Annotated in this window: 11 protein-coding genes; 4 read left to right on the forward strand and 7 right to left on the reverse strand. The window is 69.9% G+C overall.

The features are described 5' to 3' along the window. Nucleotides 1-21: 21 nt before the first annotated feature. The 5 genes from AB0M82_RS10600 to AB0M82_RS10620 all read right to left on the reverse strand — a co-directional run bounded on the left by AB0M82_RS10600 (nucleotide 22) and on the right by AB0M82_RS10620 (nucleotide 4883). The gene (locus AB0M82_RS10600) at nucleotides 22-735 is read right to left on the reverse strand and encodes an ABC transporter ATP-binding protein (protein WP_364719669.1); all 714 of its coding nucleotides are present in this window, start codon (nucleotides 733-735) and stop codon (nucleotides 22-24) included. After that, nucleotides 725-1498, reverse strand: coding sequence for an ABC transporter ATP-binding protein (locus AB0M82_RS10605; RefSeq protein WP_364719672.1), 774 nt, complete (start codon nucleotides 1496-1498; stop codon nucleotides 725-727). Before AB0M82_RS10605 ends, AB0M82_RS10600 begins: the two co-directional genes overlap by 11 nt. Beyond that, entirely contained in the window at nucleotides 1495-2652 is a 1158-nt protein-coding gene (locus tag AB0M82_RS10610) for a branched-chain amino acid ABC transporter permease (RefSeq protein ID WP_364719673.1), read from the reverse strand. Before AB0M82_RS10610 ends, AB0M82_RS10605 begins: the two co-directional genes overlap by 4 nt. Further along, entirely contained in the window at nucleotides 2649-3617 is a 969-nt protein-coding gene (locus AB0M82_RS10615; RefSeq protein WP_364719676.1) for a branched-chain amino acid ABC transporter permease, read from the reverse strand. Before AB0M82_RS10615 ends, AB0M82_RS10610 begins: the two co-directional genes overlap by 4 nt. A 111-nt stretch (nucleotides 3618-3728) precedes the next feature. Next, nucleotides 3729-4883 (reverse strand): branched-chain amino acid ABC transporter substrate-binding protein, encoded by a 1155-nt coding sequence (locus AB0M82_RS10620; protein ID WP_364719679.1) that lies wholly within the window; start codon nucleotides 4881-4883, stop codon nucleotides 3729-3731. Between the two features lie 588 nt (nucleotides 4884-5471). Here AB0M82_RS10620 and AB0M82_RS10625 point away from each other — a divergent pair. Continuing rightward, on the forward strand, nucleotides 5472-6284 hold the full coding sequence (locus AB0M82_RS10625; protein WP_364719682.1) for a prolyl oligopeptidase family serine peptidase: 813 nt from the start codon (nucleotides 5472-5474) through the stop codon (nucleotides 6282-6284). Here the strand turns inward: AB0M82_RS10625 and AB0M82_RS10630 are convergent. Both AB0M82_RS10630 and AB0M82_RS10635 read right to left on the reverse strand, forming a co-directional pair. Beyond that, nucleotides 6250-7221 (reverse strand): LysR family transcriptional regulator, encoded by a 972-nt coding sequence (locus AB0M82_RS10630; RefSeq protein WP_364719685.1) that lies wholly within the window; start codon nucleotides 7219-7221, stop codon nucleotides 6250-6252. The two genes, AB0M82_RS10625 and AB0M82_RS10630, sit on opposite strands and share 35 nt — an antisense overlap. 4 nt (nucleotides 7222-7225) lie before the next feature. Then, a complete protein-coding gene (locus AB0M82_RS10635; RefSeq protein WP_364719688.1) occupies nucleotides 7226-7666 on the reverse strand; it encodes a hotdog fold thioesterase in 441 nt (146 codons plus the stop codon). A gap of 62 nt (nucleotides 7667-7728) precedes the next feature. Between AB0M82_RS10635 and polA the strand changes: the two genes are divergently transcribed. From polA to AB0M82_RS10650, 3 genes are all read left to right on the forward strand, one after another. Further along, nucleotides 7729-10470 (forward strand): DNA polymerase I, encoded by a 2742-nt coding sequence (gene polA, locus AB0M82_RS10640; RefSeq protein WP_364719690.1) that lies wholly within the window; start codon nucleotides 7729-7731, stop codon nucleotides 10468-10470. 172 nt (nucleotides 10471-10642) lie between these two features. Then, entirely contained in the window at nucleotides 10643-11173 is a 531-nt protein-coding gene (locus AB0M82_RS10645) for an EF-hand domain-containing protein (protein WP_364719692.1), read from the forward strand. Nucleotides 11174-11275: 102 nt separating this feature from the next. Next, complete coding sequence (locus AB0M82_RS10650; RefSeq protein WP_364719694.1) at nucleotides 11276-12886, forward strand: serine protease; 1611 nt, start codon at nucleotides 11276-11278, stop codon at nucleotides 12884-12886. The last annotated feature ends 2 nt before the right edge of the window (nucleotides 12887-12888 follow it).

A 12888-nucleotide genomic window follows, 5' to 3' on the forward strand; every position in this document is an offset into this window, starting at 1 on the left:
ACGCCGGGCCCCCCGAAACGATCAGGCCCCGAGGTCGCCGCCGAGGTAGGCGGCCCGCACCTTCGGGTCGTTGAGCAGGTCGGCTCCGCGGGCGCTCTGGACGACGCGGCCGGTTTCGAGCACGTAGGCCCGGTCCGACAGCTTCAGCGCCTGCTGGGCGTTCTGCTCCACCAGCAGCACCGTGGTGCCGCGCTTGTTGATCTCGCGGATGATGTCGAAGATCTGCGCGATCAGCATCGGCGCCAGGCCCATCGACGGCTCATCGAGCAGCAGCACCTTCGGCTTCGTCATCAGCGCGCGGCCGATGGCGATCATCTGCTGCTCACCACCGGACATGGTGCCGCCGAACTGCGTCTTCCGCTCCGCGAGCCGGGGGAACAGCTCGTAGACCTCGTCGAGGTCGGCCTGGAGGTCGTCCTTGCGGGTGTAGGCACCCATCAGGAGGTTCTCCTGCACCGTCATGCCGGGGAACACGCCCCGGCCCTCCGGCGACTGGCCGATCCCGAGCAGCACACGCTTGTGCCCGGGGGTCTTCGAGATGTCCTGGCCGTTGAAGAGGATCCGGCCGCTGGTGAGCGGACGCAGCCCCGAGATCGTCTTGAGCGTCGTCGTCTTCCCGGCGCCGTTGGCCCCGATCAGCGACACGATCTCGCCCTCGTCGACGGCGATGCTCATGCCCTTGAGCGCCGCGATCTTGCCGTAGTGGACGTTGATGTCCTGGATCTCAAGAAGCATCTTCGGACACCCCCAGGTACGCCTCGATCACCTTTTGGTTGTTCTGCACCTCGTGCGGCAGCCCTTCTGCGATCTTCTGGCCGAAGTCGAGCACCGCCAGCCGGTCGCTGATGTGCATGACCAGGCCCATGTCGTGCTCGATCAGCAGCACCGTGCGGCCGTCGTCCCGGATCTTGCGGATCAGCGCCTGCAGGGCGTTCTTCTCCGCCGGGTTCATGCCCGCGGCCGGCTCGTCGAGCAGGAGCAGCTTCGGGTCGGTGGCCAGGGCCCGCGCGATCTCCAGCCGGCGCTGGTCGCCGTAGGAGAGGTTCTTCGCGGTCTCGTGCTCCACCTTGCCGATGCCGACGAAGTCGAGCAGCTCACGCGCCCGCTCGCGGCCGCGCTTCTCCTCCTTGCGGTGCCACGGCAGGCCGAGCACCGCGCCGATCGCGCCGGTCTTGTGGTGCGCGTCCGCGCCCACCATGACGTTCTCCAGCGCCGACATGTTATGGAACAGCCGGATGTTCTGGAACGTCCGGGCGACGCCGCGCTTGGTGACCTGGAAGCGCTTCATCCCGTCGATGCGGTCGCCGTCGAAGCGCACCTGGCCTTCGGTCGGCTGGTAGACGCCGGTGACCACGTTGAACACCGTGGTCTTGCCCGCGCCGTTCGGGCCGATCAGCGCGAAGATCTCGCCTTCGTTGATGGAGATGTTCACTTCGCGCAGGGCGGTGACACCGCCGAAACGCATCGTGATGTTGTCGAACTCGAGCAAGGGAGTCACTTGGCCACCTCCGCCGGGGCATCAGTGCCCGGTCCGGCCACTTCGGCACCGAGCGAGCCCATGCCGCCGGAGCCTTCCCGCAGCTCGGCTTTTCGTTGTCGTGAGGGCAGGATGCCTTCGGGTCGCAGTGCCATCATCAGCACCAGGACCGCGCCGAACAGCAGGATGCGGTACTCCGCGGGGTCCTTGTCGCCGAGCAGGTGCCTCAGCCACTCGACGGACCGGAGGCGCTCGGGGATCCAGGCCACCAGGAAGGCGCCGAGGATGACGCCCGGCAGGTTGCCCGCCCCGCCCAGCACGACCGCGGCGAGGATCGTCGCGGACAGGATGAACGGGAAGTTGTCCGGAGCGATGAACACGGCCTTGCTGGCGTAGATGCCGCCGGCGAAGCCACCGATCATCGCGCCGATCGCGAAGGCGAGCAGCTTGAACTTGAACGTCGGCACGCCCATCAGCTCGGCGGCGTCCTCGTCCTCGCGGATCGCGGCCCACGCGCGCCCGACGCGGCTCTTCTGCAGCCGCACCGAGAACACGATCACCAGCACGATCGCGACCAGGATCAGGTAGTAGTACGGCGCCGGGTCGAGCAGGAACTCCATGCCGAAGATCGGCGACGGGTGCGGGATGTTGGTGATACCGCGGGCGCCGCCGATGGCGTTGGTGTTGTTCGCGGTGATCCGGACGATCTCGCCGAAGCCGAGGGTGACGATCGCCAGGTAGTCACCGCGCAGCCGCAGGGTCGGGGCGCCGAGGATGACGCCCGACACCGCGGCGAGCACGATCCCGACCAGGATCGTGGGCCAGACGTTCCAGCCGAACTGCGTGCCGAAGATGGCCACGGTGTAGGCGCCGATGGCGAAGAACGCCACGAACCCGAGGTCGAGCATGCCGGCCAGGCCGACCACGATGTTCAGGCCGACCGCCAGCAGGATGTAGACCCCGATCGGGAAGATCAGGACGCTCGTCCAGTCCGAGGCGGGCGACATGAACGAGCCGATCCAGGGTGCCGGGAGGATCAGCGCGAACACGATCAGCGCGATGTAGACGAGGTAGCGCTGCCACATCGGCGCGTGCTGCCACCAGTCCCGCGCGCCGTTGACCGGCTGGAACGAGCGGCGAGTGGTTTCCTGGGTAGTCACACCGTCGCCTTTCATGCGCGAGCTCGCTGGAGGGATTCACCGAGAATGCCGGTGGGGCGGAACATGAGCACGAGCACGAGGACCACGAACGCCGTGACGTCCTTCCACTCGGAACCGAGGAAGATCGCGCTCCAGTTCTCGACCAGGCCGAGCACGATGCCGCCGAGGAGCGCGCCGCGCAGGTTGCCGATACCGCCGAGCACGGCCGCGGTGAACGCCTTGATCCCGAGCACGAACCCGACGCGGTAGCCGGTGTTCTCGAGTTCCATCAGGTAGAGCGCGGAAGCCACGCCGGCCATCGCGCCGCCCAGCAGGAAGGTGATCCGCACGATGCGGTCGATCGAGACGCCCATCAGCACGGCGGCCTCGGGGTCCTGGGCGGTCGCCCGGATGCCGCGGCCGATGCGGGTGCGCCGCACCAGCTGGTCCAGCACCACCATGACGATCACCGCGCCGATGATGACCAGGACCTGGTCGGTGCGGACGACGGCGTTGCCGATCGGGAACAGCGTGTCGCGGTCGACGAACCGCGGCGCGTTCTGCGGGACACGGCCCGACTTTTCGAAGACGTTGGGGATGATCACCAGCGCGAAGAGCTCCTGCAGGAAGATCGACGCGCCGATCGCGGAGATCAGGGCCGCGAGCTTCGACGAGCCGCGCTTGCGCAGCGGCCGGTAGGCGACCTGCTCCAGCACCACCGCGGAACCGCCGGACACGACCGCGGAGACGAGCATCAGTGCGAGCAGGAGCAGGATCATCGCGCCCAGGCCCACCACGATGTTGCCGGAGGTGGCGATGCTGGCCAGGATGAACAGGGACGTCATCGTCCCGATCATGAAGATTTCGGAGTGGGCGAAGTTGATCAGCCGCAGGACGCCGTAGACCATTGTGTAGCCGAGGGCGACGAGGGCGTAGATGGAGCCGAGAACCAGTCCGCCGATGGTGCTGCCGAGGAACTGGTCTTGCAGGGTCTGCAACATGACGTGAGCGCCTTACGAGACAAGGGCTAGGACAGGGATACCGACTGGAAGCGGGGGTGCTGTGGTCACCACAGCGCCCCCGCTCCCGTCACAAGTGCTATTCCTGTTTCGTCAGCCGGTGATCTTGGCTTCGGTCGACGCGCCGAGGTTCTTGATCGCGCCGCTGACCACCTGGTAGACGTAGATCGCGTTCGTCTCCGGCTCACCGTTGGCCTTGAACTTGATCTGCTTCGAGACGCCCTTGAAGTCCGCGGTCTTCAGGAAGGTGTTGATCGTCTCGCCGGTGGTGTTGCCCGCCTTGACCGCGTTGATGATGGCGGTCGCGGCGTCGTAGCCCTCGGTCGCGTAGATCGCCGGGTCGACGTTGAACTTCTGCTTGTACTTGGTGGCGAAGTCGCTCGGGGTGCTCGCGTCCGGGATGTTGCACGGGCAGCCGATGACCGCGCCTTCGGCGGCCGCGGCGCCGGCACCGGAGACCAGCTGCGGGTCGAGCGAACCGTCACCGGTGGCGAAGATGGCCTTCACGCCGCCGTCACGCAGCTGCTTGAGCAGCGGGCCGCCCTGCGCGTAGTAACCACCGAAGGTGATGATGTCCGGGTTGGCCGCCTTGACCTTCTGCACGGTCGAGGAGTAGTCCGGCGCGTCCTTCGGGAACTTGTCGCGCTGGGTCGTGACGCCCTTCTCCTTGAAGGTCTTCTCGAACGCGTCCGCGAGGCCGACGCTGTACTCCTGGTCGTCCGAGAGGACGAACGCCGTCTTCGGCGACTTCGCGGTGATCAGGAAGTTCGCGATGGCGGGGCCCTGGTCGTCGTCGTTGGCCACGACGCGGTGCCAGTAGGACCAGTTGTTCTTCGCGAGGCCCGGGTTGGTCGCCGAGGGCGAGACACTCGGGATCTTGTTCTGCTCGAGCTGACCGCCGATGGCCTTCGACTCGCCGGAGAAGGCCGGGCCGATCAGCGCGGTGATCTTGTCCGAACCGATCGCCGTGGTGATCAGCGAGGTCGCCTGGTCGGGCTTGCCCTGGCTGTCGTAGGGCTTCAGCTCGAGCTTGGTCTTCGGGTTGGTGGCGTTGTACTCCTCGATCGCGAGCTGCGCGCCGTTGCGGGGCGGGATCACGATCCCGGAGTTCTCCCCGGTCAGGTCGCCCATGAATCCGATCTTCAGCGTGCCGCCGTCACCGCTGTTGCTCGACGAGCCGCCACCGGCGCAGCCCGCCAGCGCCAGCGACGTCGCCGCTGCGAGGGCGAGAACCCGTCCAAAACGCACTCCTGACACCGACTACCTCCCATGACCAACCACCGCCGGTAGGCGTTGCCCCCGACACAGGGGCTTGGTTAGGGCAGGAAGATATCCCTCTCGCCCGTCTTGTGCACAGGCGGCCTCACTACTCTGTGTCCACATCGTGACGATCGCAACCGATACGAATTGCACGAAAAGGCGAACGGTGTTTCATCCGTCACGCGCACTGGTCACGCAGCGATGCTATGTATCGACGCTCATCATGCGAATGGGTGACAGCTGTGTTTCCCCCGTATGTCCATCACCCATTTTCCGGCTGGTGGGTGACAGGTTTCCCCGGTGACCCACTGTTCACCCTGACGGGCTCCCGGTGGACGAGGCACCGCCGTAGGGATGCACCTTACGTCCGGTTCGGCGGCCCGGGCGGCCCACCCCCTCTGCCGGGGGACCGCCCGCGCCCGACCGGCGGTGCCGCAGGTCTGCCCGAAAGGCCATCCGTCCGGGGGACGGTGTCACAACCATCGGTTGTCGTCGACGCCGGAACGGCTGTTGGACCCGCTCGGCCGCCCGCGGTTCGCTGAGGAGGTACCGGAACCCGAGGACAGGGAGAGCAGGATGCGGATCGCGGAGCGCGAAGTGGTCGAGGGCGTCGCCGCGGGCGTGCCGTTCGTGGCGATGCCGCCGTCGGACCCGGACGCGCCGGCGGCGCTGGTGGCCGGATGGCACCTGATGGAACCGCCGCGCAGCGAGCGCGCGATGGCGGCCGCCGTGCCGATGACCGGGCTCCGGGCCTGGCGGGTGTACTTCGGGTTGCCGATGACCGGGACGCGGGTCCCGGCGGGGGGCTACGACGAGTTCTTCCGCCTGGCGAGCGAGGACGCGATCCTCAACGTCAATGAGCCGGTCACCGAGCAGGCGGCGGCCGAGTTCCCGGCGGCGCTGACCGAACTGCGGGACCGGCTGGCGATCCCGGAGGGCCCGGTCGGGGTGTTCGGCGGCTCGGCGGGCTCGGCGGTGGCACTGGAGGTACTGGCCCGCGGCGACGTCCGGATCGCGGCGGGTGCGGTGGTCAGCCCGGTCGCCCAGCTCGCGCCGGTGATCGGCCGCAACGAGCGGGTCTACGGCGTCACCTACCCGTGGAGCGCGCGGTCGCGCGGTGTCGCGGCCCGCTACGACTACGTCCGCCGGGCAGCCGAGCTCACCGCGCCGCTGCTGCTGGTGGTCGGCAGCGAGGACGACGTAGCCGTACGCGAGCCGGCTGCGGCATTGCGGACGGCGCTGGGGGAGAACGCGGAGCTGGTGACCGTCGAGGGGATGGAGCACGCGCTGGCGGACGAGCCGGGGATCGACCCGGCGCCGCAGAACGCGCACGCGGCCCGCGTCGACGCGGCGTTCACCGAGTGGTTCGCGCGGCGGCTGCGAGGCTGAGGTCGGCGTCCGGCAGCCAGTCGTGGTCCGGGTCGTAGGCGCACCAGTCCTCTTCACGGCTGGTGCGCCCGGCGAGGACCAGCAGCCGCCGCAGCGCCGGATGCGCCTTCCCGCGCCGCCAGACCAGCGACCAGGGGAACAGCGGGGACGGCTCGAACGGCACCACTTTCAGGTTCAGGTCGGGCGCGAGCTCCATGTCCGCCCCGGCGAGGGTGACGCGCCGCTTGCCGTACCGCGTCTGTTCGAGGGTGTGCCGCAGGTCGTAGCTGACGCCGGAGTCGTCGATCGGCACGCCGAACTCCTCGCACAGCTCGTGCAGGTAGGACAGCCACTCGGCCGGCCCGCTCAGCCCGGGCAGCCAGATCCCGTCGGCGCGCAGCTCCTCGAGCCGCAGCACGTTCTGCACGGCCAGGGGGTGCTCCGGCGCGAGCAGGGCGACCAGTGGCTCGAGCCGGACCAGCCGGTGCTCCAGCTCGTCGGGCAGCGGCCTCCCGCAGCCGGTCACCCGGCCGAAGGCGGCGTCGAGTTCCCCGGACAGCAGGGGGTCGATCGCGTTCGCGAAACCGCGGCCGGTGACCCGGTCGATGCGCAGCCCCGGCTCGTGCGCGGCGAGCCGGCGGAGCAGGAACATGGGGGAGAGCCGGTAATCCACGACGTCGAGGCGCAGCGGCCGGTCGTCGGCGCCCATGGCGGCCACCGCGGCGTCGGCCACCCGCAGCAGCTCCCGCGCGTGCGGGAGGAACCGCTCGCCGTCGGCGGTGAGCTCGACCGAACGGTTGGTGCGCAGGAACAACGGCGTCGAAAGGGTGTCCTCGAGCTTCCGGATCCGCTTCGACAGCGCCTGCTGGGTGAGGAACAGCGACTGGGCGGCCCGCCCGAAGTGCCGCTCCTGGGCGGTCGCCACGAACGCCCGCACCTGGGCGACGTCGAGGTCCACCGGCTCAGCTGCCCGGCGGGCGGTCCCGGACGACGCAGGTGAGCCGGGCGGTGCAAGTGCGGCGGCCCTCGTCGTCGGTCAGCACGATCTCCGCGGTGATCGTGCCGCGGCCGACGTGCAGCGGTGTCGCCACCCCGGTGACCGTGCCCGAGCGGACGGCCCGGTGGTGGGTGCAGGACAGCTCCAGGCCCATCGCCGCCCGGCCGGGACCGGCGTTCAGCGCGGCGACCGTGGATCCGAGCGCTTCGGCGAGCACGGCGTTCGCGCCGCCGTGCAGCAGCCCGTACGGCTGGAGGTTGCCCTCGACCGGGATCGTGCCGACCACGCGTTCGGCCGTCGCCTCGATCAGCCGCATCCCGACCTTGTCGTTCAGCTGCTGGTCCGCCGCCGCCGGGTCGATGCCCGACAACCGGTCCACGTCGATGGGGGCGGCACTTTCGGTCACGCAACGCTCCTCTTCCTATGCGACACGTGAGAGTGTCGGACCCTCAGCCTAGACTCGGCGACGTGAGCCCGAGTGAGAAGACGACCGTTGCCAACGCCACAGGAACCACCGCCACGGCGGAGCGTCCGAAGCTGCTGCTGATCGACGGCCATTCGATGGCCTACCGCGCTTTCTTCGCCTTGCCGGCGGAGAACTTCAGGACCAAGACCGGGCAGGTCACGAACGCGGTGTTCGGGTTCACCTCGATGCTCATCAACCTGTTGCGCGACGAGGCGCCGACCCACCTGGCGGTGGCGTTCGACCTCTCGCGCAAGACGTTCCGGTCGGAGACGTACGCCGAGTACAAGGCGAACCGCAGCACGACACCGGACGAGTTCCGCGGCCAGGTGGACCTGGTCCGGGAAGTGCTCGACGTGCTCGGCATCCCGTCGCTGGTCAAGGAGAACTACGAGGCCGACGACATCATCGCCACGCTCACGACGCAGGCGACGGCCGACGGCTTCGACGTCCTCATCTGTACCGGCGACCGCGACGCGCTGCAGCTGGTCACCGAGCAGGTCACCGTGCTGTACCCCAAACGAGGCGTCTCGGAGATGACCCGGTTCACCCCGGACGCCGTCGAGGAGAAGTACGGGCTCAGCCCTCGGCAGTACCCGGACTTCGCGGCGCTGCGCGGCGACCCGTCGGACAACCTGCCGAGCATCCCCGGCGTCGGCGAGAAGACCGCGGCCAAGTGGATCCGCCAGTTCGGCTCGCTCGACGACCTGATCGACCGGGTGGACGAGGTCAAGGGCAAGGTGGGCGACGCGCTGCGGGCGCACCTCAGCGCCGTCACGCTGAACCGGCAGCTCACCGAGCTGATCCGGGACGTCGAGCTGGACATCGCCCCGGCCGGGCTGGAGCTGCGCCCGTGGGACCGCGAGGCGGTGCACGCGCTGTTCGACGAGCTGGAGTTCCGCGTGTTGCGGGACAGGCTGTTCGCGACGCTGCAGAGCGCCGAGCCGGAGGCCGACGAGGGCTTCGAGGTCTCGGGTTCCGCGCTCGCGCCCGGTGCGCTGGGCGCCTGGCTCGCCGCGCACGCGGGCGAGGGCGAGCCGGTGGCGCTGGCGTTCCGCACGACGGGCGCGTCGGTCCGGTCCGACCTGCGCGCGGTCGCCTTCGCGGCGGCCGACGGCGAAGGCGCGTACGTCGATGTGACGGCGATGGATCAGGCCGACGACGCGGCGCTCGCCGCCTGGTTCGCCGACCCGATGATCCGCAAGACCGGCCACGACCTCAAGGTCCCGCTGCACGCGATCCGCTCGCGCGGCTGGATGCTGAGCGGGCTCGCTATGGACACCGCGCTGGCCGCCTACCTGGTGCGGCCCGGGCAGCGCACCTTCGAACTGGACGACCTCGCGCTGCGCTACCTGCACCGCGAGCTGCGCTCGGAGACCGACGGCGGCGACGGGCAGCTGTCGCTGCTCGACGGCGGCGCCGAAGGCCTGGAGCAGAAGGAGATCCAGGAAGAACTGGTCAAGGCCCGCGCCATCTTCGAGCTGGCCGGCGCGCTCGACAAGGAGCTCGAGCAGATCGGCGGCGCGAGGCTGCTCGCCGAGCTGGAGCAGCCGCTGCTGGAGGTCATCACCGAGCTGGAGATCGCCGGCGTCGCCGTCGACCTCGAGCAGCTGACTTCGCTCGAAGCGCACTACCTCTCGCGCGTCACGCAGGCGGCGGACGAGGCGTACGCGGTGATCGGCAAGCAGATCAACCTCGGCTCGCCGAAGCAGCTGCAGGTCGTGCTGTTCGACGAGCTCGGCATGCCGAAGACCAAGCGCACGAAGACCGGTTACACCACCGACGCCGAGGCGCTGCAGGGCCTGTTCGAGAAGACCGAGCACCCGTTCCTGCAGCACATGCTTGAGCACCGCGACGCGACCAAGCTGCGCACCACGGTCGAGGGGCTGATCAAGTCCGTCGCCGACGACGGGCGCATCCACACGACGCTGCTGCAGACCATCGCGGCCACCGGCCGGCTGTCCTCGACCGAGCCGAACCTGCAGAACATCCCGGTCCGCACCGAGGAAGGCCGCCGCATCCGCGACGCGTTCGTGGTCGGCGACGGCTACACCGAGCTGATGACCGCGGACTACAGCCAGATCGAAATGCGGATCATGGCGCACCTCTCGAAGGACGAGGGGCTCATCGAGGCGTTCAACAGCGGCGAGGACCTGCACACGTTCGTGGCGTCCCGCGCGTTTTCGCTGCCGCCGGAGGAGATCACGCCGGAGCTGCGCTACCGCGTCAAGGCGATGTCGTACGGCCTCGCGTACGGGCTGTCGGCGTACGGGCTTTCGCAGCAGCTGCGGATTTCCACGGAGGAAGCCAAGTCCCAGATGGAGGCGTACTTCGCCCGTTTCGGCGGCGTCCGCGACTACCTCCACTCGGTGGTGGGCGAAGCGGCCAAGTGCGGCTACACGGAGACGATCTTCGGCCGCCGCCGCTACCTCCCGGACCTCAACAGCGACAACCGCCAGCGCCGCGAGATGGCCGAGCGGATGGCGTTGAACGCCCCCATCCAGGGCAGCGCGGCCGACATCATCAAGGTCGCGATGCTCAATGTCCACCGCGCACTGGTGGAGGCGAAGCTGCGGAGCCGGGTCCTGCTCCAGGTCCACGACGAGCTGGTGCTCGAGGTCGCGGACGGCGAGCGCGACGAGCTGGAGACGCTGGTGCGCCAGGGCATGGGCTCGGCCTACGAGCTGGCGGTACCGCTGGAGGTTTCGGTCGGCTACGGCCGCTCGTGGAACGAAGCCGCTCACTGAGTTTTTGGCGCGCGCTCACGAAGCTGCGCCGCCGGGCGCGGCTTCGTCAGCGCGGGTCACGGAGCGTCGCCGCGCGAATCACCGGGTCGTGAACCGGGTGTACTCGGGCGGACGGCGCCGCCTGCACGTCGGCGGGACCAAGCTGGGTGACCCGAGCCGAAAGGATCACCCCATGGCCAGCGAGTTCCAGCGGCGCAAGATCTCCGGCGTCTTCGGCGCCATGGACGCTGACCGTGACGGCTTCCTGACCGAGTCCGATTTCCGGGCTCTCACGACGAGATGGCTCGACCTCCGCGGCACGGACGGCGGGACGCCCGAAGGGCAGCGGCTCGCCGCGATCATGATGGGCTGGTGGGGCACCCTCCTCGACGTCGACCGCGACGGCGACGGCAAGGTCACCTTGGACGAGGTGCTCCAGGTCGTCGACGAACTCCCGAAGATGCCGGGCGCGGTCACCGGCACCGCCGCCGCCATGTTCGAAGCCGTCGACGAGAACGGTGACGGCGCCATCTCCGCCGCCGAGTACCACCGGATGATCGCCGCCTGGAGCGGGACCGACACCCCCACCGACGAAGTCTTCGCCCACCTCGACCTCGACGGCGACGGCCGTCTTTCCCGTGCCGAGTTCACCGGGCACTGGTTCGAGTTCTGGGTCGGTGACGACCCGGCCGCTCCCGGAAGCTGGGTATTCGGCCGCGTATGAACACCCGTTGCGACGAACGAAGGAGTCCGTTCGGGTGAGGGATTACCGCTGGGTAGGGAGGTCGGCGCCAACGCGTGGCGATCACGGCGTAGGGTCCGCCGAATGGGGTTCGAGCGTGAGCGACGACGCTGGCGAGTCCGGCTGCACGACGAACTCGGCCGGGTGTGCGGGGCGGGGACGGTACTCGACGAGTACCACGTGCTCACGAGCGCGCACGTCGTCGAGACCGCCGGGGGGCCACGGTCCGCGTTGAGCGTCGACTTCGTCGGGCTGGCCGAGGCGCTGCCCGGCGCCGCGACCGTCGTCGAAGGCTGCTGGGTGCCCTCCGACGGCGGTGGCCGCGGCGATCTCGCCCTGCTGCGCCTGGAACGCCCCGAATCTCGCGTTTTCCGCGCCCCGCTGCACCGCATGCCCCTCGGTGAACACCAGCTCGTCCGCGCCTTCGGTTTCCCGCCCGGCTCGGTCGGCCGCTGGACCCACGCCCGGCTCGGCGGCCCCGAACACCCCGGTGGCCCCGGCGGCGAGTGGGTCCGCCTCTTCCGCACCGCCGAAGCCGAATCGATCGGCCCCGGCTTCGGCGGGACGGCCGTGCTCGACGAGGCGACCGGCCACGTCGTCGGCATGGTCGTCGGCAAGGACACCGGCACCTGGATGGTTCCCGTCGAGACCATGCTCGGCCACCTGCCCCAGCTCAGCATCTGGGCTTCGGGCAGCCCGGCGGTCGACGCCAGTTTCTCCCGTCCCGTCGGCGAAGCCGTCGACGTCGCCTTCGTGCAGCGCGTCGTCGACTGGTTCGCCAAGGCCGAGCCCGGCACCGTCTGGGTCGTCGACACCGGCCAGGCCGGCTCGCCCGTCGCCGCGGCGCTGCGGTTCGGGATCGTCCTCGCCGACCGCGAACGCTCCCTCGGCGTGGCCGGCCTGCCGCCCGCGCTCGGCCCGATGCCGCCGACGGGCAGCGTCGACCTCGCCGTCGACGCCACCGGCCGCACGGCCGACGCCGTCCGGCACCGGATCGCCGACCGGCTCACCACCGGCGTCGCCGGCCGCACCCTCGTCGTGGACGCGATCGACGACTCCGCCGAACCCGACCGGCTCGTCGGCGAGGTGCTGGCCCCGCTCGCCGGCCGCGCGGCCGAGCTCGGCATCCGCCTGCTGCTGGGTTTCCGGGAGAAGTCCTCACCCGGAGTCGCGGCCGTGCGCGCCAGCACCGTCGGGGCCCGCCCGGCCCCGGAGGACCTGGCCGGCCGCCTCGACGTGCTCACCCAGTCCGTGGAGGAGCTCGCCGAGATCGAGGCCTACCAGCTGCGTGTGGCGACGCGGTTCACCGGCGTCGCGATGCTGCCGGCGCGGGCCCACCGCCTGCGCGGCGCGCTCAAGCAGCTCCGCTCGGCCGAGGTCGACGGCGACGCGGAGTGGGTCGAGCGGCACATCGACAGCCACGAGCACGCGGTCGCCCCGGCGGTCGAGGACGGCCGCCGCCAGCGGGCGGTGCTCGACGGCCTGGTCGCCCGCCGCGAGGAACTGCGCGCCCGCCTGGCCGGCGACCACGAACTGGCCCGCGAACACGGCCTGGCCGGCGACCCCGAGCTGGAACAGGCCTACGCCCCGGCGAAGCGGCTCCTCATCGACGGCCCCTGCGAGCTGACGGCGGCGGCCACGGCGGTCGACACCTACGCGGCCGCGGTCCGGGCCCGCATCGAGGACCGCGCCTGACC

The organism is Amycolatopsis sp. NPDC051128, assembly GCF_040682715.1.
Lineage (GTDB): Bacteria > Actinomycetota > Actinomycetes > Mycobacteriales > Pseudonocardiaceae > Amycolatopsis.